Origin of the sequence: Prosthecobacter sp., assembly GCF_046154365.1 — a bacterium.
Taxonomy (GTDB): Bacteria; Verrucomicrobiota; Verrucomicrobiia; order Verrucomicrobiales; family Verrucomicrobiaceae; genus Prosthecobacter.
In genome coordinates this window covers 1-26,495 of sequence record NZ_JBJXFV010000218.1, presented here as the reverse complement: position 1 = coordinate 26,495, position 26,495 = coordinate 1, and the positions used below count along the sequence as shown (strand labels likewise).

The 26,495-nt window shown below is 59.1% G+C and carries 23 protein-coding genes; 11 read left to right on the top strand and 12 right to left on the bottom strand.

Translation table 11 applies throughout. The annotated features are described in order from the left end of the window. Window positions 1-99 precede the first annotated feature (99 nt). Window positions 100-750: an urease accessory UreF family protein gene (locus ACKVY0_RS27685; RefSeq protein WP_409218116.1), complete on the bottom strand. Its 651-nt coding sequence runs from the start codon at window positions 748-750 to the stop codon at window positions 100-102. 114 nt (window positions 751-864) lie between these two features. Between ACKVY0_RS27685 and ACKVY0_RS27680 the strand changes: the two genes are divergently transcribed. The 4 genes from ACKVY0_RS27680 to ACKVY0_RS27665 all read left to right on the top strand — a co-directional run bounded on the left by ACKVY0_RS27680 (window position 865) and on the right by ACKVY0_RS27665 (window position 4,951). Next, window positions 865-1,212, top strand: coding sequence for a YkgJ family cysteine cluster protein (locus tag ACKVY0_RS27680; RefSeq protein WP_409218115.1), 348 nt, complete (start codon window positions 865-867; stop codon window positions 1,210-1,212). 45 nt (window positions 1,213-1,257) lie between these two features. Further along, window positions 1,258-1,866 (top strand): bifunctional phosphoserine phosphatase/homoserine phosphotransferase ThrH, encoded by a 609-nt coding sequence (thrH, locus tag ACKVY0_RS27675; RefSeq protein ID WP_409218114.1) that lies wholly within the window; start codon window positions 1,258-1,260, stop codon window positions 1,864-1,866. A 58-nt stretch (window positions 1,867-1,924) separates the two neighbouring features. Next, window positions 1,925-3,439 carry an anthranilate synthase component I gene (gene trpE, locus ACKVY0_RS27670; protein WP_409218113.1) on the top strand — a complete coding sequence of 505 codons (1,515 nt, stop codon included), beginning with the start codon at window positions 1,925-1,927 and terminating at the stop codon, window positions 3,437-3,439. Between the two features lie 402 nt (window positions 3,440-3,841). Then, on the top strand, window positions 3,842-4,951 hold the full coding sequence (locus tag ACKVY0_RS27665; protein ID WP_409218112.1) for a glycoside hydrolase family 3 N-terminal domain-containing protein: 1,110 nt from the start codon (window positions 3,842-3,844) through the stop codon (window positions 4,949-4,951). Between the two features lie 24 nt (window positions 4,952-4,975). Here the strand turns inward: ACKVY0_RS27665 and ACKVY0_RS27660 are convergent, their stop codons facing one another. From ACKVY0_RS27660 to ACKVY0_RS27620, 9 genes are all read right to left on the bottom strand, one after another. Further along, window positions 4,976-5,746, bottom strand: a complete 771-nt coding sequence (locus ACKVY0_RS27660) for a tetratricopeptide repeat protein (RefSeq protein ID WP_409218111.1) — start codon at window positions 5,744-5,746, stop codon at window positions 4,976-4,978. A gap of 56 nt (window positions 5,747-5,802) precedes the next feature. After that, window positions 5,803-7,080, bottom strand: coding sequence for a tubulin beta chain (locus tag ACKVY0_RS27655; protein WP_409218110.1), 1,278 nt, complete (start codon window positions 7,078-7,080; stop codon window positions 5,803-5,805). A gap of 48 nt (window positions 7,081-7,128) precedes the next feature. Next, window positions 7,129-8,544 carry a tubulin beta chain gene (locus ACKVY0_RS27650; protein WP_409218109.1) on the bottom strand — a complete coding sequence of 472 codons (1,416 nt, stop codon included), beginning with the start codon at window positions 8,542-8,544 and terminating at the stop codon, window positions 7,129-7,131. A gap of 266 nt (window positions 8,545-8,810) precedes the next feature. Then, window positions 8,811-11,246: a hypothetical protein gene (locus ACKVY0_RS27645; RefSeq protein ID WP_409218108.1), complete on the bottom strand. Its 2,436-nt coding sequence runs from the start codon at window positions 11,244-11,246 to the stop codon at window positions 8,811-8,813. Between the two features lie 334 nt (window positions 11,247-11,580). Then, window positions 11,581-13,101, bottom strand: coding sequence for a hypothetical protein (locus ACKVY0_RS27640; protein ID WP_409218107.1), 1,521 nt, complete (start codon window positions 13,099-13,101; stop codon window positions 11,581-11,583). A 139-nt stretch (window positions 13,102-13,240) separates the two neighbouring features. Beyond that, window positions 13,241-14,668, bottom strand: coding sequence for a DUF1501 domain-containing protein (locus ACKVY0_RS27635; protein ID WP_409218106.1), 1,428 nt, complete (start codon window positions 14,666-14,668; stop codon window positions 13,241-13,243). Between the two features lie 23 nt (window positions 14,669-14,691). Beyond that, the gene (locus ACKVY0_RS27630) at window positions 14,692-17,214 is read right to left on the bottom strand and encodes a PSD1 and planctomycete cytochrome C domain-containing protein (protein WP_409218105.1); all 2,523 of its coding nucleotides are present in this window, start codon (window positions 17,212-17,214) and stop codon (window positions 14,692-14,694) included. A 421-nt stretch (window positions 17,215-17,635) separates the two neighbouring features. Further along, window positions 17,636-18,091 carry a hypothetical protein gene (locus ACKVY0_RS27625; RefSeq protein WP_409218104.1) on the bottom strand — a complete coding sequence of 152 codons (456 nt, stop codon included), beginning with the start codon at window positions 18,089-18,091 and terminating at the stop codon, window positions 17,636-17,638. Between the two features lie 153 nt (window positions 18,092-18,244). After that, window positions 18,245-18,493, bottom strand: a complete 249-nt coding sequence (locus tag ACKVY0_RS27620) for a hypothetical protein (protein WP_409218103.1) — start codon at window positions 18,491-18,493, stop codon at window positions 18,245-18,247. Window positions 18,494-18,652: 159 nt separating this feature from the next. Between ACKVY0_RS27620 and ACKVY0_RS27615 the strand changes: the two genes are divergently transcribed. The 5 genes from ACKVY0_RS27615 to ACKVY0_RS27595 all read left to right on the top strand — a co-directional run bounded on the left by ACKVY0_RS27615 (window position 18,653) and on the right by ACKVY0_RS27595 (window position 21,912). Further along, a complete protein-coding gene (locus ACKVY0_RS27615; RefSeq protein WP_409218102.1) occupies window positions 18,653-18,856 on the top strand; it encodes a general stress protein CsbD in 204 nt (67 codons plus the stop codon). A 37-nt stretch (window positions 18,857-18,893) separates the two neighbouring features. Continuing rightward, window positions 18,894-19,214: a hypothetical protein gene (locus tag ACKVY0_RS27610; protein WP_409218101.1), complete on the top strand. Its 321-nt coding sequence runs from the start codon at window positions 18,894-18,896 to the stop codon at window positions 19,212-19,214. A gap of 150 nt (window positions 19,215-19,364) precedes the next feature. Next, complete coding sequence (locus ACKVY0_RS27605) at window positions 19,365-19,694, top strand: cupin domain-containing protein (RefSeq protein ID WP_409218100.1); 330 nt, start codon at window positions 19,365-19,367, stop codon at window positions 19,692-19,694. Window positions 19,695-19,752: 58 nt separating this feature from the next. After that, window positions 19,753-20,871 carry a DEAD/DEAH box helicase gene (locus tag ACKVY0_RS27600; RefSeq protein WP_409218099.1) on the top strand — a complete coding sequence of 373 codons (1,119 nt, stop codon included), beginning with the start codon at window positions 19,753-19,755 and terminating at the stop codon, window positions 20,869-20,871. A 60-nt stretch (window positions 20,872-20,931) separates the two neighbouring features. After that, window positions 20,932-21,912, top strand: coding sequence for a hypothetical protein (locus ACKVY0_RS27595; protein ID WP_409218098.1), 981 nt, complete (start codon window positions 20,932-20,934; stop codon window positions 21,910-21,912). Between the two features lie 224 nt (window positions 21,913-22,136). On the opposite strand, the gene ACKVY0_RS27590 is transcribed toward ACKVY0_RS27595, so the two are convergent. After that, window positions 22,137-22,670, bottom strand: coding sequence for a pentapeptide repeat-containing protein (locus ACKVY0_RS27590; protein ID WP_409218097.1), 534 nt, complete (start codon window positions 22,668-22,670; stop codon window positions 22,137-22,139). Between the two features lie 207 nt (window positions 22,671-22,877). On the opposite strand from ACKVY0_RS27590, the gene ACKVY0_RS27585 reads away from it, so the two are divergent. Then, window positions 22,878-23,165, top strand: a complete 288-nt coding sequence (locus ACKVY0_RS27585) for a DUF2934 domain-containing protein (RefSeq protein WP_409218096.1) — start codon at window positions 22,878-22,880, stop codon at window positions 23,163-23,165. Between the two features lie 3 nt (window positions 23,166-23,168). After that, on the top strand, window positions 23,169-23,411 hold the full coding sequence (locus tag ACKVY0_RS27580; RefSeq protein WP_409218095.1) for a DUF4404 family protein: 243 nt from the start codon (window positions 23,169-23,171) through the stop codon (window positions 23,409-23,411). Between the two features lie 526 nt (window positions 23,412-23,937). On the opposite strand, the gene ACKVY0_RS27575 is transcribed toward ACKVY0_RS27580, so the two are convergent. Next, a complete protein-coding gene (locus tag ACKVY0_RS27575) occupies window positions 23,938-26,217 on the bottom strand; it encodes a M48 family metallopeptidase (protein WP_409218094.1) in 2,280 nt (759 codons plus the stop codon). Window positions 26,218-26,495 lie beyond the last annotated feature (278 nt).

Here is a 26,495-nt window from a genome sequence, read left to right as displayed (position 1 = left end):
AACCGCAGAGGATGGACGGTCGCAGAGGGATCATTGGTTTTCCCATCGTTAGATAAGTATGCGGTCAAAGATGGGGCCGGGGCAGGATGTCTGAGCCTCTCACGATTCCACCACACGCAGCGCCAGTTCCGCAGATGCATCGTGCATGATCTGGCTGGTGAGTCCGGCGATGCTGTGCCGCCCGGCGGGCTTGGCTGGAGCAAGTTCGTCGCGCATGACGATGTCCCATTCCAGATGGAGGTATTCAGCGATCACATTGGCGAGACTGAGCTGGAAAAAATGCCCCACCGCCGCCCACACGACAGCGATGTGGCCGCTACATCTCCCCTGCTCCACCGCCTCGCGTAAACGGCCCAGCACGCCCTGATAGCGGGCATGCCGCGTCGATTTCAGCAGCACCGCACCCGCCTGGATGCTGCGTGCGCCTGCCTCGGGTGAGAGGAGTGCGGTCAAACTGGCATCGGCGGCGATAAGATCCGCCACCGCACCCGCTTGAGCCGCCTGCCAGGCCGTTTTGAGCGCCGGACCGATCTCGTCACGCAGCCGGCCTTCGGCAAACTCGTTCCATGCGGCGGCAGCCGGCTGTGCGGCGGCTTCAACCAGCAGCACCGCCATCCGCGCCCGTACGCTGCCCAGCAGCCACTTCACCCAGTCGAGGCCACGTGCCCATTCCTCGATGATCTGCTCATCCGCCGCCGTGTCATGCGGCGGTGGCAGCAGGGTGATGGAGGGCAGCAGATGAAGTTTCATCACGACAACTCACGCCGCAGCAAGGGGCGGCGGACTTCAAACCTTCGTTGCAGGAACCGATTCATCGCACGAACTATGCCGCCCGCGCTCGAACGTGCGAACAGAATACTTTTCATGCCTGCAGCCTCCACGCTTGACACCACCACGCCTTACTACGCCTGCCAGCGCTGCGGCAACTGCTGCCGCTGGCCAGGTGACGTGCGGGTGACGGACGACGAGATCACGCGCATCGCCGAGTTTCTGAACCTGCCGCGCGTTGAATTCATTGAGCAATGCACGCGGCTGAACGCCAACCGCACCGGACTGAGCATCATCGACAAGCCGAACGGCGAATGCCTGTTCCTCGCAGGCATGAACGTGTGCCGTATTCAGCCGGTGAAGCCGGCGCAGTGCGCGGGATTTCCCAATGCCTGGCAATTTCCCGGATGGAGAGATGTTTGCGAAGCCATCGAGATCGCGTAGGAACATGGAACACTGAATACTGAACCTTGAACACTGAACATTGAAATGAAGCCCCAAACCATCGTCACCCTCGACCTTGAAGGCGTTCTTGTGCCTGAAATCTGGATCGCCTTTGCGGAGAAGACCGGCATCCCCGAACTGCGCCGCACCACCCGCGATGAACCGGATTACGATGTCCTGATGAAGGGCCGCCTGAAGATTCTCGACGCACACGGCCTCAAGCTGCCGGACATCCAGCAGGTGATCGGCACGCTGTCGCCGATGGCAGGTGCGAAGACATTTCTCGATGAGCTGCGCTCCATCACGCAGGTGATCATCTTGAGCGACACGTTTGCCGAATTCGCGCAGCCCTTGATGCGCCAGCTTGCGTGGCCAACGATCTTCTGCCACCAGCTCGAAGTCGCCGCCGATGGTCGCATCGTGAATTACAAGCTGCGCCAGCCGAATCAGAAGCAGAAGTCCGTGGCCGCCTTCAAAGCGCTCAACTATCGCGTCATCGCTGCCGGTGATTCGTTCAACGACACGACGATGCTCGGTGAGGCCGATGTCGGTTTCTTTTTTCACGCGCCAGCGAGCATCCAGGCGCAGTTCCCGCACTTCCAGGCCTTCGATGCTTATCCTGATCTGCTGAAGGCGATTCGCGGCGCGCTTTGAAGTGCCGTTGCCAGCAGGCGCATTTGCATCCAGAATGCGCGCTCGTTTCCCGCCGCGCATGCCCCAGCTTCATCTTCAGCCCGACTTCGCCACCTTCCAATCGCTCGCGCAGCAGGGAAATCTCGTGCCGGTGATGGCAGAACTCGCCGCCGATTACGAAACGCCGCTCTCGGCCTTCCAAAAGATCCACGATGGCCGCTGTGGCTTTCTGCTGGAGTCTGCCGAACTCACGCAGCACTCGGGGCGCTACTCGCTGCTGGGCAGTTCGCCGCGCATCATCTTCACCGCACGCGGTCGCGAGATCGAAATCGAGGAGCGCGGCAAGAAACGCAGCTTTACCACCGCCGGCGATCCGTTGACGGAGCTGCAGACGCTGATGCAGCCGTTTCGTCCACTCGAAGCGCAACCGCTGCCGGTGTTTCATGGCGGTGCGGTCGGCTACCTGGCCTATGACATGGTGCGCTTCTTTGAACCAACGCTTCCCGCGCCGAAGAAGGACGAACTCGGCCTGCCGGACATGGTGTTCATGGTCACGGACACCGTGCTGGTGTTCGATCATCGCACCCGCAAGCTTTCCATCGTCGCCAACGTCCACACCGACGAGCATGCGACGCTGGAAGCGGCCTATGAATGGGCACGTGAGCAGATCGCGAGCGTGATTGCGAAATTGGAGAAACCCCTGGCCGCCAAGCCGCTGCAAACCTTCGCTCCGGCCGGCCATGACCAATTGCCTGCGCCAGTGAGCAACACCACGCGCCATGAATACGAGGCGATGGTGCTCAAGATGAAGGAGTACATCGGCGCTGGTGACATTTTCCAGGGCGTGCCGTCCCAACGCTTTGAAACGGACTACAGCGGCACCACGCTGGACCTGTTCCGGGCGCTGCGGCATGTGAATCCCAGCCCGTACATGTTCTGCCTCGACTTCCCGCAAGGCTTCGCACTCGTCGGCAGTTCGCCGGAGGTGCATGTGAAGTGCATGAACGGTCGTATCGACATCCGCCCCATCGCCGGCACACGCTGGAGAGGCAAGACCACCGAGGAGGACGATGCGCTGGCCCAAGAACTGCTGAACGATCCCAAAGAACGTGCCGAGCACATCATGCTCGTCGATCTCGCGCGCAATGATGTCGGACGTGTGGCCGACTATGGCACCGTGCGCGTCAGCGATCTGATGATCATCGAGCGCTACTCGCACGTCATGCACATCGTCTCGAATGTGGATGGTCGCCTGCGTGCCGACAAGACCGCCTACGATGTGATGCGTGCCACCTTCCCTGCTGGAACCGTCAGCGGCTCGCCCAAGGTTCGCGCCATGGCAATCATCAACGAATGCGAGAACAGCAAGCGCTGCGCTTACGCTGGTGCGGTGGGCTATTTCGGCTTCGATGGCAATCTCGACTCCTGCATCGCGTTGCGCACCTGCGTGGTGAAGGATGGCAAAGCGTATGTCCAAGCGGGTGCCGGTATCGTGGCCGATTCGGTTCCTGCTGCTGAATACCAAGAAACGGTCAACAAGGCGACGGGCATGCTGCGTGCGATTCAGTGGGCGCGTCAGCTCGGTGCCGAGTGATCGTTGTTCGCCTGTTGCTCACACACTAATCACATACTTGCTCACAGTGACTCAACGAACTCTCCCAGAAACAGAGAACCCTCCGGCATGCGTAGCCGGAGGGTTCCATTGCGATCCAGCAACCAACAACGATGGAGGACCGATTGGCACGAAATGCGGAGCTGAGGAAGCTTGCAAGTGTGGCCCGCGAGTTGCCTCACAGACGCGCCCATGTTAAAAAGTTTTGCCGCCCTCGTCAACCCGCCCCCCCTTCTTTTGCAAAAAGAAACACCTGAGTCGCAACCTTGAGAGCCCAAAAGCCCCAATTCTTCTCAAAATTTTAGCAAAACGACCCTTGACACCCCTCCGCACTTTCCAGCGAGCCTGATCCACCTGCCACTGATCTCCCGAACAGTACTCACCATGCCCTCCTCCCGTCACCTCGGCCAGCTCCTCCTCATGGGTGTTCCCGGCCTCGAACTCACCCCGGAAACCGCCACGCGCCTCAAACAACTCCAGCCCGGCGGCTTCATTTTGTTTGGTCGCAACATTCAAACACCGCAGCAGCTCCGCAAACTCATCGACGACCTGCGCGACATTTCCGACATCGAGCCATTCATCACGATTGATCAGGAAGGCGGCCGCGTTTCACGGCTTCGGCTCATTGGTGAAGAACCGCCGAACGCGCAAGCGTTGCGCGATAAAGGCGATCCTGCGTTGATCAAGCAACATGGCAGACTTACCGGCCAGATCCTCCGCCACTTCGGTTTCAATCTCGATCTCTGCCCAGTGCTCGACATCTCCTACGATGATGCGGCGGACAACTCTCTCAAAGGCCGCACCTATGGCCGCAATCCGCAGGAGGTGATCAACAACGCCGGCATTTTTAACCGCGCCATGCGTGCTGAAGGCATACTGAGCTGCGGCAAGCACTTCCCCGGCTACGGCCCTGCTGAGTGCGACCCGCATGAATTCCTGCCCGTCATCACCAAGAGCCGCGAGGAGATGGAGCGCAGCGAACTGCTGCCGTATTCTGCGCTGCTGCCCGAACTCGACAGCGTGATGACCTGCCACAGCAATTACACTGCGTATGATCCCGATCGTGGTCGCTGGCCTGCGAGTCTGAGCCACAACATTGTGACGAAGCTGCTGCGTCATCAGTATGGCTTCGACGGTCTCGCCATGACTGACGATCTCGACATGGGAGCCATCTTGAATGAAGTCACCTTTGAGCAGGCCATCCAGGAGGCCGTGCGCGCCGGCAACGACCTCGTCATGATCTGCCACCGCGTCGAAATGGTCGAACTGGCACGCCAGCACCTCGAAGGCGTCGAAGATCCGGTGCTGCAAGACGCACTCTTCCGCATTGAACAAACCAAGAAACGCTTGGTGAAACCGGACAAATTCGATCTCGACCGCTTTGTCGCCATCAATCGCGACATCTGGGATCTGCGCGTCGCTACACTCGGCGAAGCAGGCGCAAGAAATCTCAGCGTCGAAGACGGCAAGCGCTCGCCAGTGGAATTGTATTGACCCCGCCCGCGAGCGAAGCCGGAGTTACAGACTCTTGTCAATCAGCAGAGAGGCTGATCGACGTGGATTCGGATGATAGCCATTCATCGCCGCACGGATGCGTTTGGCGCGATCCACACAGGCTTCGGCTTTCTGGAAGTCGCCGGAGGCTTTGTACACAGCCCCCAAATTGATGAAGGTCTGGGACAGGTCGGCGGGATCCATCTGGCCTTCGTTCAAGTTTTGCCGGATGGCCAATGCACGCTCATGCATGGCCTGCGCACGATCCACATCCATGCTGCTGTAGTAGAGAACGCCGAGATTGTTGTACACAGAGGCAACGCGGGAGCTTTGCTCGCCATCGACGTGCTGGAAGGTTTCGAGCGCCTCGCAGTAGTAGCGCTCCGCCTTGTCGAACTGGCGGAGTTGCTTGAAGATCATGGCAAGGTTGTTTTTGATCGTGGCCACCTTGTCACTGTCGGCGAGACCGTTGTCAGCACTGATGTTGAGGGCCAGTTCATAGAACTCCGCCGCCTTGTCCATGCGACCCCAGCGGTCATAGAGATGCGCGAGCAGGGAATAGATGCCAGTGAGCAGATCGGGATCCTGACGGCGCAGCTCCTGGGCGCGGAACAGCGCCTCACGATACAAGGACTCTGCCTTGCGGAAATCACCTTCCTTCTGGCGCAGATCGGCTAGGACGCTGATCTGCTCCACCAAAGCGCCGACACGGATCGGATCGTGATATGCAAGCCTCCTCGCCTCCTCGACGCTGCGGGAGGCGGAGGCAATTTGGCGCTCCAGGGCAGTATCCACGATGGGTTAAAGGTTGGTAGTCGCGTTCTCCTGAAGCGAGCTATCGTGTGAAACCGCTAGCTGGCGTCGCGATAGGATTGGGCGAGGTTGACGATGGTGTTGCGCGCATGCGCCATCATGTCGCGTGAGACGCCGTTGTTCTCATACCAGTGCGTGTAGGCATGGTTGTCGAACATGATGTCGAAATTGGTGATGAGGCGCTCAAAGACGGCGGCGATGCCAGTGTGGTTGACAAGTGCAAGACCACTGGACGCAAAGCCTTCGGGAGCAGTCTCCGCGACGCCAATTTTGACGCCGGTTGGAACGTAGCTGGCAAAGTTGAGGCTCTTGCGGATGGCGGCCATGTTTTCCTCGACCTCCTTGGCTTTCACATCGCCACGGAAGAGGGCGCAGGCGGAAAGATATACGCCGTTGGTCCAGTCGATGGCGGCAGTGAAATTGTCCTGCGAGAAGGTTTCGCGCGCGATGTCGGGGAAGTTGATACGAACCTGGCCCTCCTGCCCAGGCGCACGCATGGGCGCAAACGAGGCGGTGAGGAAGTGGTTGCCGGGGAATGGCACCAAGTTAGTCACAAACTCACTCAGATCGGTGTTGAGCCTGCCGGGGAAACGCAGAGACGCTGTCACCGAACTCATGATGAGAGCGATGATATGGTTCAAGTCCATGTAGTTCGGGCTGCGATGCAGCTTGGACTTGGCGATGCGGAACAGCGCTTCGTTGTCGAGCAGCACGGCGGCGTCGGCATTGTCGAGAATGCGCTGGAGCGTGAGGATTGCGTTGTAAGGCTCAACGGCGGAGTCGGAAATCAACGGCGAGGGAGCGACGGAGAAGGTGAAGATTTTTTTCTTCGGATAAGCCTGACGCAGACGCTCCAAAATGAGCGAACCAAGGCCGGAACCGGAGCCGCCGCCGATGGAATGGGTCATGAGGAAGCCCTGCAACGATTTGGTCTTTTCGACCGCAGCGTCGATCACGTTCATGATCTGGTCGATGATGCGCTCACCTTCGACGTTGTAGCCACGCGCCCAGTTGTTGGCGGCACCGGGGATTTTGCGGATGATGCAGCTTTCGTCAAAGAGCTGGGCCATGTCGCCGCCTTCGATACGGGCGATGACGCCAGGTTCGAGGTCGATGAGGACGGCGCGGGGGATGTATTTCCCATCGCGAACCTTGTGGAAGAAAATCTCCAGGTTGGCGTTTGCCGCAACGTTGGTGCTGCCATCTTTGGGCGTGCCGGCCTCGGTCAAGCCATGCTCACGAAGCACCAGCCGCCAGAAGCGGTCGGCGATTTGGTTGCCACATTGTCCTACATGAATGCTCAGAATCTCTCTCACGGGTGTTCCTCCAAACTGTTGTTTATCTGCTGCGTTTGATTTGATGTGTTATGCGCGACGACGATCGACGAGATCACGCAGGCTCATGCCGCCACGGCTGTCATCCGAGCTGGCGCTGCCACGCGGAATATCGGCCGAGCTGTCCTGCACCTTGGCCTTGGCACCGCTTTCTTCAGCGACCTGATAGCTCTGGATCAACTCCTGCGCAGAAGCACGAAGCGCATTGATCTGCTCTTCGGACATGCCTTCATTGAGGTACCAGTTGGCGAAGGCTTTGCGCTGCCAGAGCTTATCAAAGTTGTGGCAGATCCGGTCCAGCACGCGAGCGATCTCGGTGTTGTTGGCAAGCAGGACCATGCTCTTGCGGTGCGAGATGCCTGGCTGTTCGACATAGCCGATTTTGAAGGCTGTGGGAATCCAGTAGGTGAGCGGGAGCTGCTCACGCATGGCGGCGAGGGCGGCATCCGCGAGCGGTTTGTCGTCCATGATGCCACGATAGAGCACAGCGGTGCTGAGGAAGCGGCCTTCCATCGGCGAACAGGCGGCGAAAACGGAGCCGTTGTCAAACAGACTGCGAATCATGTCCTCAACACCCATTTCCTCGAACTTGCTGCGGTCCGGCGGCGTGAGCGGCGCAAAGGCGCACATGAGGAAGTGCAGCGACGGCTGCGGCACCAGATTGGTGAGCAGTTCGCGCAGGCTGATTTCAACGGTGAGGAAGCCGCTGAAACGCATGGAGGCGGTCAAACCGGCCAGCGCCTCGGTGATGAGCAGATTCAGGTCATCGACCGTGGGGCTCTCGATGCTCCATTTGCGATGCGCGAGTTCAAACAGTGCCTCGTTGTCAAAAATCAGGCAGGCGTCAGCAGAACGGCGCAGCGTATTGAGCGTGAAGACGGTGTTGTAGGGCTCGGTGACGACCGAGGAAACCTGCGGTGAAGGCAGCACGGCGCAACTCAACACCGGGAACTCAGGATACTTCTCTTTGACGGATTCAATGAGCAAGGCACCAAAGCCGGAACCAGAACCACCACCCGTGGCGTGCAAAACGATGATACCACCGACATTGTCGCACTTGTCGATTTCCGCATCGAGACGACCCATGACTTCCGGCAGCACCTCACGACCAGCGCCGAGATATCCGACTGCAAAGTTACCTCCCGCGCCTTCAGTGCGGCTGATGAGATTGCCAGGATTGAACAGCGAACCCGAGGTGGCCTTGATGTTATCGATCACACTGGGCTCAAGATCGACCATGATAGCACGCGGCACATAGCTGCCGGAGGACGACTCACCGAGCTTGGAGAAAAAAGCGCTCCAGTTGCCTTTGGGAGTCTGGCCCTGGGCGGTCTGTCCCGTCTGCGGGTCAACGCCGTGCTCCAGACAGATGGTTTTCCAGAAAGACGCGGCAATTTGATTGCCTGCCTGTCCGATTGAAATGACGATTGTGTTGTTGACCTTCATCAGTCTCTCCTAGTTTGCTCGGTTGCTAATGTGATGTGTGACGTTCGACGATTCGAAATGTGAAAACGGCCTGTTACGCTCTGCCGCCGATCCTTCATCCGGCATGCCCCGGACTTCACTATCAAGGCGGCTTCGTTTGCAGCACACATTTTTCACGCAGGTACTTTTACCTGTGAGTGTGCCGAGAGTCCAAGCAAATTCCGTCCTTTCGTGAGGATTCCCACGTTTATCCTGGTGCAATATCGAAATACGGGCGGTGGCGGCGGTCACGGGTTTACTTTACGTTGCGGTGGCAAAGGCGATGCGGTGGACATGGCGGGCAGCCGCTCAGTTCTGTTCTCGACATGTCCTTGTTTCATGCGGTCGATCTCCTCCTTGGTGGGGACGATGGCACGACGAATAGTGATGGGATCTTTTTCAGGCGGCTTGACTGCGGGCGGTGCCGGAGCGGGAGAAGGAGATTTTTCGCTGTTTACGACAGGCGGCATGGTGTTTGCAGCCACCGTCTCCAATGGTTTTTCTGCCACAGGCTTCTTCACTGGCTTCACCTCTGCAACAACAGGAACCGCAGGTTGCTGCTGCGCTGGATTAGGCACCGCGACGGCAATAGCCGGGGACAGTTTTGGTGCTGATGTCGCTGCCTGAGATTTTGTTTCTGTCGGTTGTGTCACAGCCACCGGTTTAACCGCCGGTTTTTCAGCAGCGGGCTGTGTTTTCACAGGTCCCTCTGCCACTGTTGACGACACTGCCACCGGCGGCGTCTTCGCCGAGCTGCCCATGAACATCCAGGCACCGATGCCGAGAATCACCAGCGCCGCAGCAGCCAGCGCACCCCATGGCAGGCTCCGTTTTTGATTGAGGAGTGGATTGAAATCATGCGTCTTGATACTGCGCTTGATGGGAGAGATGCCAGCACCTTCCAAATCACCGTTTCCAGCGTCGCTCCCGGACCAGTCATCTTCAAAATCAGAGACTGAGCCAACGCTTTCCATCTCCTCCTTCGCCACCACCGCATTGCCGCGCAGACGGGTGGCGAGATCGACTGTCGGGGCTGAAAGCAGTGATTCGAATTTATCGATGAATTCGGCGGGGGCTGGAGTTTTGCCTGCACGGCGGGTCAGTTCAACGCACTCCCGCACATAGGCGGACGCCGCCTCGGGAATGGACTCGGGAAAGTGCGGCACACCGCCGCTCTGACGCTCTCCAGTGAGCAGATAAGCCGCAAGCGTCACAAAGGAACGATGCCGGAAATCACGATCCTGCAGGTGCTCCTCCTGGTTGTCGGTCATGTCCATGTCCACCAGCAGCGGCTCATAGAGGCTGCGCATCGTCATGTGCGGGCGCAGTTTCACGACGAACATCGGCCAAGCATCCAGACGTTTCTGCATCAAACGCTCAAGCTCACGGGCGAGCAGCGGCCCGTTTTTGCCGACACGCAGCAGAATGTTGGAAGGATGCAAATCCACCCGCTGCACACCGCATTCCACCGCCTGATCTAGGCCGGCACGAACCTGCCGCATGAGCACGGCGACTTCGGCGGGATTGAGCGTGATGCGTTCCGCCATGAGGCGGCTCAACGCAAAGCCCGGCTCACGCTCCTCGGTGAGGAACGTCCAGTCAGGGCTTTCCCACAGGCTCAGCGAACGCAGAATATTCGGATGACGTTCAGGATTGAAGCGCCACATCTGCAGCGGCACCGCTTCATAACGTGACTTCTCGACAATGCGCGATGGCGGCAGCAGATGCACGGTCACGGGCTGCTCAGCCTTAGCATTGATAGCAGGAATCGAGAAAGGGTAGCGCCGCGTGTGCTCGGCATCCTCCACACGGAAGCGTGTACCAAGGATGTTTTCGACCGGCACGTTTTCGAGCAGTAACTCCTGCAGTTGCGATTGCGGCAACAGCGAGGCGTTCACCACGAGCTGCTTGCGCAAATTGCGCGCCTGAATGCTGCTCACTAATGCGCTGAACGCTTCACGCACATCATCGCGCAGTTTCTCAATGGAGGTGGGCGCGTTCGCCGGATCAGCCAAGGCGGATCGAACTGTGATGCGCAGACTCATCGGCAGTTGGGTCAATGCTGGAAAGCGGTCAGGATTTTCGCCGCCGTAAGTCTGGCCGGTCAGCAGCAGGAAAATCAACCGGGAGGCCTCCACCACCAGACGCGCGCTACTTTGCGCCTCAGTCCCAGCATCCATCTGCGACAGCCCATAATCAAACACACGCAATTGCAGAAAGGTGTCCTCCAGCGTCGTGACCAAGACACGATCCAGATGCATGCGCGAAACCAGACGCTGATACCCTTGGAGTTGCAACAGCTCGTCCAACAGTTGGTAAACCATCGCCAGCGCCGTTGCTGGCACCACGGCACCACGTCGTTTAATATAGTCTTCGACAAACTCACCGTCATTTAGATTGCTGGTATAATAGACCAGCCCCTGATCCTCTCCCACTTCCAGGATGCGCATGAAGGAGTGCCCGCGGATCTCCGAAGCCTGACGTGCCCGGTCAAAAGCAGAGCGCTTCATCGCCGCATCAAGCGTATTGCCACCACGCAGCACATGCAGTTCCACCAAGCGGCGAATCCGGTTGTCGAAGGCCAGGAAAACCACCTCATCCTTGGAGCGCACCAATTCCACTGGTGCGCCACCGGTTCGATGGGCCACAGATAAGCTGCCAAATTGCTGGAGTTCCTCAATCATAGAAAAAATGAATGATCTAAGTTGTCAGGTCGCGCCTGAATAGGAATTTAGAAGGCGACATCACAATCATGAATCAAACTCTAAGGGTTGTGGCTCAAAAATGCAAAAACATTCTGAAAAATCTAGTAATTTCATAATTCCAAATCATCCAGTTCCGGGCTTAAAGCGCTACAAATTACGGTCAATCATGTTAATTCTCAATCAAGAGCATATATCTCATCTGCACTTTGTGAAGTTTTTGAAACTGAGCATAAAATGACGGATATCAACTTTACAATCCTCCAAAGTTGCAAAACCTCCCAAAATCGACTCGCATTTAAATACTGGCGACTTCTTACTGACCTGAAGTAGGCGCAGCTTTGGCTTCCTTGTCAGATTCAGCAATCGCCCGCAAGCGCCCCTTGTCTTCTGCGCTCCATTGGAAAGATTGGTTTTCAACGGCTTCTTGTGCTGCATTTCTAATTTCAGCCGCATTCGCCGAGCCAGGATAAATCAATTCCTCCCATAGGGCAATGGCTCCGGTTTTCACCCGCTCCAGCAGAAGTTTTGAAACTCGCATCCTCACTTCATCATTTTGGGGCGGATCAAGATGCAGCCATACCAAGAGCTTCATATACTGGGTGCTGTCATGCGGCAATTCCTGGCTGTGGCCGGAAAGCACCAGCTCATTGTCATGCCAGTTGCCTGCTTTCGCCGCCGCTTGTAACGCTGCAAACTGCGTCATCTCAGCGGCCATACGCTGCAGGTTCTCTTTTCTCCATGCCGCCCTCTCCTCTGGCGTCTTCGGTATTGTTTGCGTCTCTACGGTCGCGGTTGTTGCAGTAATCTGTGAACCTTTGCCATCCCCATTGGCTCGGAGCGTGTTCAGCACTCGATTGATCGCCTCCGAAGGCAGCAACAACACCGTGATCGCCATCGCCAGAGCGCCACACACCCAGCCTAGGACAAACCTTGCGTATGGACTGGATTGGGGGTGTGGATGAAACTCCATCGCCGCTCGTTCTGGAGCAGATACGGCCTCAGGTATGGCACGTGGAGGTGCAATGACCGCCGCCTTTGTCACGCCCACCGGCTTCGCCGCCGTAGCGATTTTTTCCTGCTGCTGCGCACACTTCATCACCAAATCCCACCAGCACGCAGGCAGCACGGCTTTGAACAAATCAGCCCCCTCCAGGCCGGGTGAAAGACGCTCTGACAAGTTATGCAACGCCTGCCGTTCATCCTTGCTGTGCCAGGGCCATGCCACTTTGGGTTTTCTCAGTCGCACGTCCCAGAAATCCCGTTCCTCCTGAGGTGCACTGCATGCAATCCTGCCTGCTGCCAGCCAGTGCTTTGCGTCTGCCAGCGCCTCTTGATGTTCCACGCCAGCCAGCGGAAGGGCCGCGTTGTAAAGCTGCTCCGCACGCGAAAACCGCGTCACGGCCAGTGTGGCGGCCAGCGCCAGCATCACTTCGACCGCGCAGGCGTTCTTCGAGGCGTGCGAGGCCACAATCGACTCCGCGAGACGCGACAAACGATGTGTTTCGCCGCGTGCCGCCCAGCGCGAGGCTACCATGCACGTCACCGTCGCCTGGCCGCTGCCCAGTTCGATCACCAGATCTGGAATGCGTGCCAGTTCCGCCAGTTGATCCTCATCCTGTTCGAATATCTCCGCGATCACTGGGCTGGCCGCCGACGCCCATTCCGGCTTGGAAAACGCCTGGCCGCAGAACGCGTCAAAATGCTCCGGCACCGCGACCTTGCCTGCCACGGCAAGCAGCAGGTCACGGGCGCTCTGCTGCAATTCCTTGGGCAGATCGGCCGCGATCATCGCCGTGATGCGTGAGGCATCTTCACGCGCCGGTGTCTTGCCCACGGCATCAGCAGACGCGACCACCACGCTGCTGGCAGGCGTCCTCACGGCAGTCAATGTAGCGCTGGATCCCATTCTGAGCGCCATTCATAGGACGGATCACACAGGATGCAACGCATGCGTCACAAGGAAATGAAATCGCCTACGCGATGATCTCCTTCGCCACCGTGCCATAGACATCGGTGAGGCGGAAATCACGGCCCGCATAGCGGAACGTCAGCTTCTCGTGATCAAGGCCCATCAGCGCCAGCACCGTCGCGTGCCAGTCATGGATGTGCATTTTGTTTTGCACCGCTTCGTAGCCGTAATCGTCCGTCGCACCGTAGTTCATACCGCCCTTCACGCCACCGCCCGCCATCCACATGGTGAAGCCCTTGTTGTTGTGATCGCGCCCATCATCGCCCTGCGAATGCGGCGTGCGGCCGAATTCACCGCCCCAAATGATCAATGTGTCCTTCAGCAGCCCCCGCTGCTTCAGATCCGTCAGCAAACCGGCAATCGGTTTGTCGATCGCGCCAGTGTTGCGCTCCAGCGTCGCCTTCAAATTGAAATGCTGATCCCAATTGCCGTGCGTGATCTCGATGAAGCGCACGCCCGCTTCCACAAACTTGCGCGCCATCAGGCACTGCTTGCCAAACGTGTCCGTCTCCTGCTCGTCGATGCCATACAGCGCCTTCGTCGCTGCCGTTTCCTTGCTCAAATCCATCACCTTCGGCACCTCTGCCTGCATGCGAAACGCCAGTTCGTAGGATTCGATCACGCCTTCCACCTCAGCGCTCACGCCACCACTCTGCTGCATGCTGGATTTGTTCAAAGCCTGCACCAGATCGAGTTGCGTACGCTGTTCTTCGGTCGTGTAGCGGCCATTCTTGATGTTCGCCACCGTCGCCTGCTCCATGCCGCCGAAACGACGCCCAGCGGCACCGCCACCGGGCAATCCATTGCCGCCGATCTTCGTTCCCTGATAAATCGCGGGCAAAAACGCACTGCCGTAGGTGCGGGTCGCATTGCCAGGAGGATTGACCGTGATGAAGCCCGGCAGGTTCTCATTCAGCGTGCCGAGACCATACAAAGCCCACGCACCGAGCGAAGGCCGCACAAACTGCGTCGTGCCGGTGTGAAGCTGTGAAAACGCCTGTGGATGTGCTGGCAGGTCTGTGGACATCGAATTGAGAAGGCACAACTCGTCCGCATGCTTGCCGAGATTGGGAAACAGCTCGGAAATCATCAGCCCGCTTTTGCCATTGCGGTTGAACTTCCAGGGCGAAGCCATCAGTTTCGCCGTGCCATAGCGTCCAGCCATCGCAGGAGCCCCCTTCCCCGCATCTGCGATCAGCTTTGGCTTGTAGTCAAACGTGTCCACATGCGACGGCGCTCCCTGCATGCAGAGGAAGATCACATGCTTCGCCCGCTGCGCGAAATGCGGTGCCTTCGGTGCCAGCGGACTCGCTGCGGCACCAGGATTGGCACGCAGCGCCTGCTGCTGCGCGAGTGCGGCGAAAGCGAGATAGCCAAAACCGTTCGAGCCGGTTTTCAAAAACTCGCGACGTGAGAATGGGGACGTGTTCATGACGGTGGAGTGTGGGAGGTGATTTAATTGAGATAACGAAACTCGGCGCTGGCGATCAGGCTCTGACAGAAGGCGGACAGGGCCGCGAATTCCGCCTTCTGCTTCGCCTCTTTGCTGTTGCCGCCGTTTTTGGCGATCTGCTGTGGAAAGCGCATCCAGAAATTTCCAATCGCCGCTTTTTCCGGCGCGGTGGGTTCACGACCAAAGGCCAGTTGATAGGCATAGCTCAGACGCTCCGCAGACGTGCCCTGATATTTGATGACGCGGGCCGCAAACGCATCCGCCGCGCCTTGCGCCTGCGGATTGTTCATCAGGTAAAGGCTTTGCGATGGCACGTTTGTTGTGTCGCGGTCGCCGTTCACTAGGCTGGCATCTGGGTAATCGAAGACCGAGAGCATTTCGGGGATCTGATCGCGAATGATCGGGATATAGATCGAACGGTAGGTGTACGATTTACTCGCAAGTTCACCACGGAAGATCGACAACAGACCCTGCCTGCCTTCACCAGCACGCGCGACGGGAGAGCCATCAATCGGATACAGATTCAGCACACCGCCCACCGCCAGCATCGCATCACGGATCGCCTCTGCCTCCAGACGACGCTGATTCATGCGCCAGTGATACTTGTTGTCGGGATCAACGGCAAAATTCGCTGCGTCGTAGCCTGATCCCATCTGATAAGCGCGGCTCATCATGATCTCGCGGATCAGTTTTTTCACTGACCAGCCGTTTTCCATGAACGACACCGCCAGATGATCCAGCAGTTCGGGATGCGACGGCTTCTGGCCCATCGCGCCGAAATTGTCCGGCGTCGCCACGATGGCGCTGCCCATTAGCTTCAACCACACACGGTTAGCCATCACTCGTGCGGTGAGCGGATTGTCCTTCGAGGCGATGAAATAGGCCAGATCCAGCCTGCCGCTGCCGCTTTGCGGGCTGATGTTCAGCGGTTCGCCCTTCGCACACAGCACTTCGACCAAACCACGCGACACCACATCGCCCGGCTGCTTGATGTCGCCACGAATGAGGATCGGGCTGTTGAATGGCATCGTGCGATCGAGCATCCCCATCGCCAGTGTGCGTGGAGTGCCGTCTTCATAAAAGAGATCCATATCGGCTTTGATCTCTTCCGCACGATCACGCGCACCGCGAATGCGCAGGAAATTCGCTGCACCAGCCTTGTCACGATCCTGCTGGCGCATCGCAAAAACCTCACGCTGCGCCTCGGCGGCGGCGACTTGTGCCTTTTGATAGCTGCCTTTGAGTTCCGCTACCTCGGCAGGCGCAATTTTCGCCAAAGCAGCCGTTTGTGCCGCCGCACGATCCAGTTCGATCAGCCCGGCCGTGTTATTGTTCTGCAACTGCTCATAAGTGCCAAACAACGTCTCACTGCTCAGGAAGATGCCCGCCAGCGCATAGTAGTCGCGTTGCGTCACCGGATCGAACTTGTGATCATGGCAGCGCGCACAGGCCAGCGTCAGGCCCAGCATCGACTGCGACACCGCGTCGATCTGCTCATCCACCAGATCCATCGCGAACTGGCGGCGGTCACGTTGATTGTGCCCCTTCGATCCAATCGCCAGAAAACCCGTGGCCACGATCTTGTCCGCCTGATCACGCTTACCTTCGAATTTCAGCAGATCACCGGCAATCTGCTCCTTGAGGAACTGGTCATACGGCTTGTCCTTCTTGAACGACTCGATCACGTAATCGCGATAACGCCACGCATGCGGGTAAAGCACGTTCGTCTCCTTGCCGCTGCTCTCACCGTACCGCGCCACATCCAGCCAGTGCCGCGCCCAGCGCTCGCCATAGCGTTCGGAGTCGAGATACATGTCGATCACCCGCTTCACTGCCTCCGGCGATTGATCCGCCACAAATGCCTTCACCTCATCCGGCGTCGGCGGCAGTCCGGTCAAATCAAACGCAATGCGGCGGATCAGCGTCGGCCGATCCGCATCACGTGCCGGATGCAACCCATTCGCCTCGATGCCAGCGAGAATGAATTTATCGATGTCCGTCTTCGCCCAGCCTGCCGTCTTCACTTCCGGTGGCGTGTGCTTCACCGGCTTCTGAAAGGCCCAATGCTTGCGCCCTTCATCCATGTCGATCACCCGCTTGCCACCGTTCGCGTTCACCACCTTCGTCTCACGCGGATCAGGCGCGCCCATTTCGATCCACTTCTTGAAGTTCGCGATCACATCGTCCGGCAGCTTCTGCTTCGGCGGCATCTGATTGTCCTCGTTCTTCCAAGTCATCGCCTCATACAGGCTGCTCTGCGCGATATTCCCCGGCGTCACCCCCGGATGGCCCGATTCCCCGCCCAGGATAAGCCCCTGCTTCGTATCCAGCGTCAATCCGCCCTTCACCTTCTCCGATTCGGTGGAGTGGCACTTGTAACACTGCTGCACCAGCACCGGCCGGATGTGCTTCTCGAAGAAGTTCAGTTGATCAGCGGAGATGCCCGCATGCGCCGTCTCGGCGGCATCCGCCGCATGCAGCAGTGCGGGAGAAAGGAAAAACAACGAAAGCGTGAAGGTCTTCATGGTAGGGTTGCAGCGGGTTGATGCCTTCAACCGAAGCACGTGAAAAAAGTTGCGCTCATCTGGCCGAGTGCAGCAACCGCCGCACCACCGGCAGCGCCAGGTCAAAGGCACCATTCAGTTCCTGGATGTTCGGCATGCGCACCGTCGCAAACGCCGGCTCCATCTGCACTGACGTGATGTGATCATGCCCTCAGTCCCCGACTTCGGGTGTGCCGGCAAAGCCCAGCGCAACGGCGGATCTGCCGTAAAGCACCAGCGTTACTGGATGAGCATCTTCACGACCTGTCATAACCTCGTGGGCAGCGGTTTGTGTCAAAAGAACCACGCCACCATGCCGCAGCATCTTCACTGGTTGAATGCCGACAAAAAAAGCGCCAGGCCTGCGCCTGACGCTCGAATAGAACACGAATGGACGCCGAGGTTATTTCGGCGGCGTGGGGGCAGGCTCAGCAGGTGCCGGAGCAGCAGGCGCAGGAACCGGGGCAGCAGGTGCTGGCGCAGGCGCTGGAACTGGAACTGGAGCAGCAGGTGCAGGCGCAGCAGGTGCAGGTGCCGGAGTCACGGCTTCCTTGGCTTTCTTGGCGGCCTCTTCGAGCGCCTTGGTGGCTTCGGCGGCCTTCGCAGCAGCGGCTTCCTTGAGTGCGGCGGCTTCTTTTTCAGCGGCGGCCTTCAATTCGGCGGCTTTCTTTTCAGCCGCAACCTTGGCGGCTTCCAGTTCCGTGGCGACCACCGCCGCATTGGATTTCGCGGCCTGTTCGACGGCTTCCACGGCCTTTTGGGTGTCCTGACCGGCTTTTTCCGCCTCAGTGGATTTTTCTTTGCACGCGGTCATGCCGCCCGCGAGCAGCCCGATAAGAATAAGTGGTTTGAGTTTCATAGGCCGGGAGATTCCGCGAGGCAGTGGCTGCTGACAAGTAAATAGACACTGCAATCATAGACACACCATGCACCGTCATTGCCACGCGGTACGCAGACAGCAACGGCTGGCATGATCCTGGCACCCCACCCTGTGGTGAAAATGCAGCCGCCATTATTTCGCCGGCGTAGCAGGCACTACCCCTTCCGCGCTCCTCTTGACGGCGGCTTCCTTGAGCGCCGCCGCCTTGAGTGCATCGGCCTCGTTCTGCGCGGCGATTTTTTGATCAGCAGCCGCCCGCACGGCGATGGCTTTTTGATCCATCGCCGCCTGCTCGGCAGTCTTGACGGCAACCGCTTGTTTATGGCAGGCGGTCACGCCGCCAGCAAGCAGGCCGATGAGGAGAAGAGGTTTGAGTTGCATAGGCAGGAGACTCCACGCGGCGTGAACGAATCACCAACCATTCCACGGTGACCGCTCTGCCACCATGCCGTGCTGCGGCAGGTGCGAAAGGTAGGACTACACCCCATGGCAAGTTCGGACGGCATGCCCCACCGTCTGCCATCAACCCAACCAACCGTTATGACGACATTCGAATTCCAAGGGGACTGGAACCTCACCAAGCTCAGGCTGAAACAGCGCTGGACCCAGCTCACCGAGGGCGATCTCCAGTTCGTCAAAGGCCGGCAGGAAGAGTTGCTGGCTTGGATTCAGCAGCGCACCGGCCAGACCCGCGCCGCCATCGAACACGCCCTCAACGAATCCTGCGCCACCTGCTGCGCCTAAGCCCGCTTTCAATCAACCACCAAACCCACCAACGCTCATGAAAAACACCATCGTCGCCATCCTCTCCCTCACCGCCTTGACCTCCCTTACCACCATCGTCGGCGTGAGCTGCAACAAGCAGAAACAAGCCATCGACGCCCGCAACGACGCCACGCAAACCGCCATCGACCATCAGAAGGACGCGGTGGATGCCGCGGCCAAGGAGGACAAAGTGCAGACCGACATCAACGCCAAGATCGACAAGGCCAACATCGAAGCCGATAAGGTCACCGCACAAGCTCAGCTCGACGCCGACAAAGCGAAAGCCGATGCTGAAGCCGTCGCCGCCAAGGCCAGGGTGGATGCGGAGAAGAAGTAGCCGCGTTTGTACAGAATCGGATCAAGCAAAGAAGGCGGACATAAATTTGTCCGCTTTTCTTGTGTGCTGAATGGCATTCATGGTCAAGTAACCACCGCGAGCAGGCCACTCAGTGCTTGCCTGCAACACCGTTCAGCCGTTGCATGGCGCATGTTCCCTTACATCACACTCGCCGAGGACAAACCCTGGCTGCCCGGCCCGTATGCCGGCGTTGAGCTGAAAATTCTGCACAAGAACGAGGCGACCGGTGGTGTCGTCGTGCTGCGGAAGTTTCATGCAGGCATGACGATCCCCGCGCACACGCATCCCGTCGCCAATGAGTGGGCGTGGATTCTTTCCGGTGAATGGGAGGAAAGCGCGGTCACCTACACGCCCGGCACCTTGTTTTTCGCCCCGAAGGGCATACAGCACGGCCCGCATGTCGCGAAAACGGAAGTCATCAGCCTGACGATGTTCGACGGGCCGCTGACGATCGTGTGATCGCTCATTGCGAAGCATTCGCGCTGGCAATTCGCCGCATCTTGATGGATGGCACGGGATGTCACACCCATTCAACGAACTCGGAATCCCAGAGGACATGATCCGTGGCCTGGAGGAACTGGGCATCACCACGCCAACGGAGGTGCAGAAGAAGGTCATCCCGTTCCTGCTCAAAGACGGCAGTGATCTCATCGCCCAAGCGCAGACCGGCACCGGCAAGACCGCCGCCTTTGGCCTGCCGCTGCTGACGAAGATGAATCCCAAGCACCGCGACATCCAGGGACTCGTTCTCGCCCCCACCCGTGAGCTGGCGAAGCAGATCGGCAAGCAGCTCTTCCGTTTCACCAAGTACACGGAGAAAATCTTCATCGAAGTCCTCAGCGGCGGCGACAACATCGACCGCCAGACGGAAGCGCTGAAGCGTCCTACTCACATCGTCGTCGCCACGCCGGGGCGGCTGCTCGATTTGATTGAGCGTGATGCGCTCACGCTCGAATTCGTGCGTTATGTGGTGCTGGATGAGGCCGATGAGATGCTGAGCATGGGCTTCAAGAAACAGCTCACCGAAATCCTCAAGCTGGCGGCCATGCGGCGCAGCACCTGGCTGTTTTCCGCGACTTTCCCGGAAGCCATCCAGGTTCTCATCAAAGGCTGCATGTCCCCAGACGCGCACTCGATCCAGATCGACCAGACGAACGTGGTGAACCGCGACATCGACCACCGCTTTGCGATCTGCAAACGCGAGGACAAGACCGCGTTCATCGCCAACTTCCTCAAACGTCAGAAAGAGGGCCGTGGCCTGATCTTTTGCCGCACCAAGGCCGGCGCGAACGAACTTCATCAGGAACTTGTCGAGCTCGGGCTGCCGGTCGGTGTGTTGCAGGGTGACCTCATGCAGAAGGAGCGCGACAAGGTGATGCGCGCCTTCAAGAAACAGCGCGTCCAGTTCGTCGTCGCCACCGATGTCGCCGCACGCGGCATCGATGTCGAAGGACTGACGTTTGTGATCCACCATCAGCTCCCCGACCAACGGGAATACTACACGCATCGCAGCGGTCGCACTGCGCGCGCCGGAAAGAAGGGCATGTCACTCGCCTTGATCAACTCGAAGGAAAAATGGCAGCTCACCGAGCTGGAAACCAAGCTGCGGGTGAAGTTCAACGAGTTTCGGAAGTAGCTGGCGTGGCATGATCGTCGTTCGACTTGAGCGGCATTTCATCATAAACACCTGCCGCGCATGAAGCTCCCTGTTGTCTATGACCTGAACGTCCGCCGCCGCTGCCTGCTGGTGCAGGACGGGCAGACGATCACCATCGGTCGTTCCGCCACATGCACGATTTCCATCGACGCTGAGTCAGTTCAAGACGTAGAACTGTCCGCTCAGTTCGTGAACAACGGTCACTTCGTGATCGTGACTCCCACCAACGGCAGCGTGCCTTATGCACAGCCACTGCCGTGGCAGTTCACGCTGGGTGGAATGGAAGTTGTGATGATCCGTCCAACGCCTCCGGCCAAGAGTCCGGCAGGTAAAGTTCAGCACACGCTGACCTTGCAGGGCCTGGCATCCGGCACGCTGCGCCATGCCTTCCCGCCAGACCAGCCCTTGCTGCTGGGTTCGAGCACAGACTGTGACGTGATTCTCACCGAGGTCGGCTGCCCTCCCGCGCTGCTGGCCTGCTGGGCGACGGCGGAGAACCAAATCTTCGTCCAAGTGCTGGATGACTCCACTGTCGTGAGCTGGCTGGGCCGCGCTGGTGAGACCGAAGCGATGCTCAACCTGCCAGCGAGTGTGAGCCTCGGCGGCCGCATGCTTCTCATCAGCAACGACGCTGCCAAAGCGCCCAAGGCACCAGCCGTGGTGATCAAACCCACGCCGCAGACACTGAGCATTGTGGCCAAACAGGTTCCCGCACTCCACCGCAAAGACGGCGTTGACACCCGCAGCACCCGCACGCCGCAGCCCACCTTGCCTGCGATTCGTCATAGCCTGCCCCTCCCCACGAACCTCGCCGCGCCGGAAGGCCTCAGTGCTTCAGCACAGCCCGAGATTGCGACTGAAACGGCCAGCCTCACCGGCTTCATCCTCGCCAGTTGGCTCTTGCTGGGATTGACCGTGGCCGTCGCCTGCCTGCCTGAGTTGGAACCGTTGGTTTGGGCCGCCGACGCACTCTTGCTGCTCCTGACGGTCAGCCTGGGTGGCCTAGTGCTGGCGCGTTGATATACTGCGCGTCTTCACATTTTGTGAAACGGAGGATTGGCCGCAGATTCAGGAAAACCGCAGATTACCAGACAAAAAACAATCGGTGGCTTCCCTGAATCTGCGGCAAAAATCACCAATCTTGATGACTCCAAGTATAAGTTGGATTGAACCGCAGAGGCTGGACGGTCGCAGAGCAGAACTGGATCACTGAGTTTCCCCTGGGGTAAGGATGTCTCAGACTGCTAGGCCGCCACGCGCAGCGGCGCATTCGCATCCTCCAACGGCTCGCCCAGCACTTCCACGCCGGTGAGGTTGGCACCGCCGAGGTCCGCGCCCTGAATGTGGGCCCACAGCAGTTTGGTGCCACTGAGGTTCGCGCCCCGGAGATTCGCGTCGGTAAAATCCGCGCGACGGAGGTCCATGCCGCTGAAATTGGTGCGGCGGAGGTCCGCTTCAGCAAATTTCACGCCGTTGCAGCGCGTGTGGCGGAGGTCCGCATCGTCCAGGGTCGCCCCACTGAGGCTGGCACCATCCAGATTGGCGTCGCGAAGGTCGGCGCCGGTAAGATTCGCGCCGCGCAAGTCCGCCACGGTGAGATCCACACCGCTGAGGTTCGCGCCACGGAGATCTGCATTGGCCAGATTCACCCGGCGGAGGATCGCACCGCAGAGATTCGCGCCGCGCAATTGCGGAGCCTGGATTTTCTCGTCCAGCAGGAATCTGTTCCACTCATAGACTCCTTGCTGCAACACCTCGACATGCGTCCTGTTTTCCATGTGGCAATCTCATAACTGCCGCAACCAGAGCAAGGCTGTGGATGTAAGTGTTTTGTGCCACGACCATGCCGCAGGTGAAGTTCCGGCATGATGGCACACGGCGAATGAACGGGGTGTTCACCCCATGGCTCATGCCGGAGTTCTGCCGCAACCTCACGCCGTCACGCCGTCACGCCGTCACGCGGCCCCAGCGCCCGCCCCATTGCCATGAAACAGACTTCTCTCGCCATTCCACCACCCCCGTTCAATGCCATCCATGCCCGTGCCTATCATCGCTGGCAGCATGCCAACCGCCCGACCGGCCAGGATGTGGACTTTTGGCGGCAGCCCGAGCAACAGGTCATGCCGCAGCCTCAGGCCAGTGCCGCTGCCGCGACAGCTTCGGCCAAAGCCCCCTCGAACGCCAAAACGGCCGCAAAAGTGAACCCACAGGCAGCCCTCACCTCCAAACCGAAACTAGGAACGCAGCGCTCCACCAAGCCACCCACCCGCTAAACCATGCAACAGCTTCAACAAGTCAGGGTCTTGGTAGAAGAGGCGGACGATCTGACGCCGGCGGCGAAAGCGCGCTTGCTCGAACTCGTGGCGCAGGCGGAGCAGGAGGCCGCCACCGGTGTCAACGCGCCCCACACTTCCCTCGGCACGTTCCAGTCGGCCGTGGCCGAACTTGAGGCCTCGCATCCCGAGGCCACCGCCTTCATGAACCGCGTGGCTGTCACGCTCGGCAACATGGGTATCTGAAAGCCTCGATCATGACCTGTGAGCCATGGGACACCGGCCAGCGCTATACCGCGCGTCATCAGGATTTGGGAATTTCTATTCGCCCGGGAGTGATGGAGTGATGGAGTTCTGCATTCCAGCAGTCCACGACTCCAGTACTCCGCAGTAAAGATTCACAAATCATGGTGACGTTGGGTATAACCACCCTCGGCTTGCGCGTGTCGGTGATAAGGGCGGCGGTAATGCCCGCAGATAACCGTTTCGGCGGGTGCGTCGCCGGGTTGATGTGCTCAACGGACGTAGGCCGGATGTGTTCGGCGAATGACGTACCGCCAACACAAGTCGCGTGTTCGCCGAACTATCCGGCTGGCTTGGGAGGAGGCCATGGCGCTGTTGTGCACGCCAAGAGCCGGATAGTTGGGCGTTGTCTGCGAAGAGGGCCAAGGCATCCTTTCCGCCCAACACATCCGGCCTACATCAATCCGGCGACACACCCGTTTCGACCATTCGGTCAATGCCAGCGTCCCTTGCGCTCACACCTCACACCTCACACCGAAGGCTTCCAGGCGGCGATGGCGTCGGGTGAGCGGGCTTTCATGCCGAGGCGCTGCGTGGTGAATTCATCGGGGAGGAGGATCTCGGTGGCGGAACCGAAGCTGAGGGCACCGATGAAGTGCGTTTCGGCACGCTCGGCAGATTCCGCAAGCCAGGCGAACGCATGATGGTAGAGGCTGAGGAAGGCATCGACATACGGAGCGATAGATTCCGAGGCGTTGGAAGCCATTTTCAAACCGATGGCACGCATGCTGGCCGCATCCAGCGAAGTCATCGACACACTGGGCATCTCTGGCAGCGGTGCGGGCAGCAGGTGCAGGTTCAAAGAAATGGCTTTGCCATTGTCGGTGAAGGGATAGGGCGCACCATCCATCGTGGCCACGATCTGGCGCACAAGGTTGAGCATCTTCGGCACGACGGACTGCAAGGCGGTGAGGAAGGCGCTGGGATCATCGACGTTGGCAAACTTCGCACCGAGGGTCTGGAACGCGAAGAAGGTGGTGAGCAGTTCACGGAAAGACGGCAGCGCTCCGGCCATCGCTTCATAAATGGTGACCCACGCGGACATGTCACGACGGCGGGTGCGCAACCAGTCGTTGAGATCGGCGAGATCGCTCCACCACAGCATGCCCAGCGAGGCGGCAAAGCGGCCTTCCAAAATGCGTTCGCGTGCCTGCAACGGCCCCTCCATGTGCTCCATGACCATGCGCTGGCGTGCGGCTTCGGTACGCAACGACGCTGGGCTGGCGTCATCCGTGCCGAACTGCATGCGCGACACGGTGAAGCCCGCGAGGCTCAGCGTGGCGGCGGCTTCGAGATCGCGCCGCCGCTGCCAGGCCTGGTTCCATTCCTGCAAGGCCACTTTGAACTGCGGCCCCCAGGCGGCGACCTCATCGCGCACATGCAGGATTTCGCGCTGTAGCTCGGCGCGTGCGGTGGAACTCGTCGGCGTGCTGCCGAGACCGCACATCGTGCGCTCGGGATGCGCGAGGCCGCCAAAGTAACGCCGAATGACCAGCAGCGCCTCCTCCTCGCGGCGGTTTTGATGAATGACCTCCTCATCGGCGACCATGCGGTGCTCGTGGAGATTCAAACCGAGATCATGCTGGTAATAGAAATAGGTGACCTGGCGCGAGAGATCGACAAACTGCCGCATCACCGAGGCCGCAGGCTGCAAATGCGAGAGATAAGCCACCAACGCTGCGCCCTTCGCCGGTTTGCCTTCGACGCTCGGCTCCGGCCGTATCTCACCGGCTTCGACACGCGCAGAAGCACGCGCCTTGGCCGTCGTCGCGACATGACGCGCCATGAGCAGTGACAGATTCTCCGGCAGGCGATGCTGAATGACACCGCGCTGAATTTCCTGCTCCGCGGCATTCCAGGCACTGCCGAGAAGCGAGAGCTTGCGCTGCATGCGATCATACATGTCCGCGCCGATGACGTTGGCACCGCAACGCTCTGCCGAACGCGTGATGACCCACAGCGTGACCGCACTCGTCGCCCGCGAGGCCAGCGCAAACACCATGAAGGGAATTTTGGCCACCCACATCCAACCGCGCATGATTTTGCGCCGATACCTACGCCAGCTCGATTCTTTTTTCGGTACTTCACGCAGATGCATCTCCCAGGCATCGCGCTCCATCACGGCGCGGAAGAACCACGCGTTCGTCTCACGCACCGCATGCACGAAGATCGTGCTGAGGCCACCGGCATTGTGGCTGAGTTCATGTGCCAGCAGGCCGCTGAGTTCACGGGCCGTGATCACGGAAACCACTGGCAGGCCGAGATGCAGCATGGTTTGCCCCGTGAGGATGCCGGTCAGGCCGCCGAACATCGTGCTGCGCACGGAAATCGTCGTATCCAGCCAGACCTGGGTCGGCGGCTGTGCGCGCAGATGCCAGCACAGCAGGTGGATGAGTTCAAAGAGCTGCGGCTGCGTGCCAGCGGTGATTTGGATCGCCACCTTGGCGTGTTTGGGGCGCGGCCGCAGCGGGCGCAGCATAAGCACCCAGGTGATGCCCATGAGGGCAAACTTCAGCAACTCCGGGAGCATGTGCCACTGGAACAGCCCCACCCGCGCCATGCTGCCGGTGATGAGATAAACCTGCCAGCACATCCACAGAAACACGCCCGCCACCAGCAGCACATAGCTGAGCTGCAAGGCCAGCGAGATCGTCGCCGACAGCACCAGCAGCCCGAAATGCAACGGCCCGCGCCATGGTGCGATGCGCACTGGCTTGGCAGGTTGCTGGGTGTTCGGAGCGGCGGACATGGTCAGGCCAGAGCCACCTGGAGATGGCTCAGGACCATATAATTAACCGTCTTTAATATGATAATTCTAGTTAATTATTGGCATTTGCCGAGTTTTCGAGCCATCCGTCGGACACATTTCGAGGCATGCAGGCCGCTGCGGGAGATTACCACGCCCCCGCTGTCAAACCTCGAACAGAATGATGGTCACAGAATGATTCCTGAATTTCCGGACACTCTCATCATTTTGTAACCATCATTCTGTAAATTCAAAGATGCGAATACGCGGCGGCGTTATCT

What these genes read in the sequence shown, in the direction of transcription:
- ACKVY0_RS27685 (WP_409218116.1), bottom strand. Translation starts at nt 750, where the DNA reads ATGAAACTTCATCTGCTGCCCTCCATCACCCTGCTGCCACCGCCGCAT.
- ACKVY0_RS27680 (WP_409218115.1), top strand. Translation starts at nt 865, where the DNA reads ATGCCTGCAGCCTCCACGCTTGACACCACCACGCCTTACTACGCCTGC.
- thrH (WP_409218114.1), top strand. Translation starts at nt 1,258, where the DNA reads ATGAAGCCCCAAACCATCGTCACCCTCGACCTTGAAGGCGTTCTTGTG.
- trpE (WP_409218113.1), top strand. Translation starts at nt 1,925, where the DNA reads ATGCCCCAGCTTCATCTTCAGCCCGACTTCGCCACCTTCCAATCGCTC.
- ACKVY0_RS27665 (WP_409218112.1), top strand. Translation starts at nt 3,842, where the DNA reads ATGCCCTCCTCCCGTCACCTCGGCCAGCTCCTCCTCATGGGTGTTCCC.
- ACKVY0_RS27650 (WP_409218109.1), bottom strand. Translation starts at nt 8,544, where the DNA reads ATGAAGGTCAACAACACAATCGTCATTTCAATCGGACAGGCAGGCAAT.
- ACKVY0_RS27645 (WP_409218108.1), bottom strand. Translation starts at nt 11,246, where the DNA reads ATGATTGAGGAACTCCAGCAATTTGGCAGCTTATCTGTGGCCCATCGA.
- ACKVY0_RS27635 (WP_409218106.1), bottom strand. Translation starts at nt 14,668, where the DNA reads ATGAACACGTCCCCATTCTCACGTCGCGAGTTTTTGAAAACCGGCTCG.
- ACKVY0_RS27630 (WP_409218105.1), bottom strand. Translation starts at nt 17,214, where the DNA reads ATGAAGACCTTCACGCTTTCGTTGTTTTTCCTTTCTCCCGCACTGCTG.
- ACKVY0_RS27625 (WP_409218104.1), bottom strand. Translation starts at nt 18,091, where the DNA reads ATGAAACTCAAACCACTTATTCTTATCGGGCTGCTCGCGGGCGGCATG.
- ACKVY0_RS27620 (WP_409218103.1), bottom strand. Translation starts at nt 18,493, where the DNA reads ATGCAACTCAAACCTCTTCTCCTCATCGGCCTGCTTGCTGGCGGCGTG.
- ACKVY0_RS27615 (WP_409218102.1), top strand. Translation starts at nt 18,653, where the DNA reads ATGACGACATTCGAATTCCAAGGGGACTGGAACCTCACCAAGCTCAGG.
- ACKVY0_RS27610 (WP_409218101.1), top strand. Translation starts at nt 18,894, where the DNA reads ATGAAAAACACCATCGTCGCCATCCTCTCCCTCACCGCCTTGACCTCC.
- ACKVY0_RS27605 (WP_409218100.1), top strand. Translation starts at nt 19,365, where the DNA reads ATGTTCCCTTACATCACACTCGCCGAGGACAAACCCTGGCTGCCCGGC.
- ACKVY0_RS27600 (WP_409218099.1), top strand. Translation starts at nt 19,753, where the DNA reads ATGTCACACCCATTCAACGAACTCGGAATCCCAGAGGACATGATCCGT.
- ACKVY0_RS27595 (WP_409218098.1), top strand. Translation starts at nt 20,932, where the DNA reads ATGAAGCTCCCTGTTGTCTATGACCTGAACGTCCGCCGCCGCTGCCTG.
- ACKVY0_RS27590 (WP_409218097.1), bottom strand. Translation starts at nt 22,670, where the DNA reads ATGGAAAACAGGACGCATGTCGAGGTGTTGCAGCAAGGAGTCTATGAG.
- ACKVY0_RS27585 (WP_409218096.1), top strand. Translation starts at nt 22,878, where the DNA reads ATGAAACAGACTTCTCTCGCCATTCCACCACCCCCGTTCAATGCCATC.
- ACKVY0_RS27580 (WP_409218095.1), top strand. Translation starts at nt 23,169, where the DNA reads ATGCAACAGCTTCAACAAGTCAGGGTCTTGGTAGAAGAGGCGGACGAT.
- ACKVY0_RS27575 (WP_409218094.1), bottom strand. Translation starts at nt 26,217, where the DNA reads ATGTCCGCCGCTCCGAACACCCAGCAACCTGCCAAGCCAGTGCGCATC.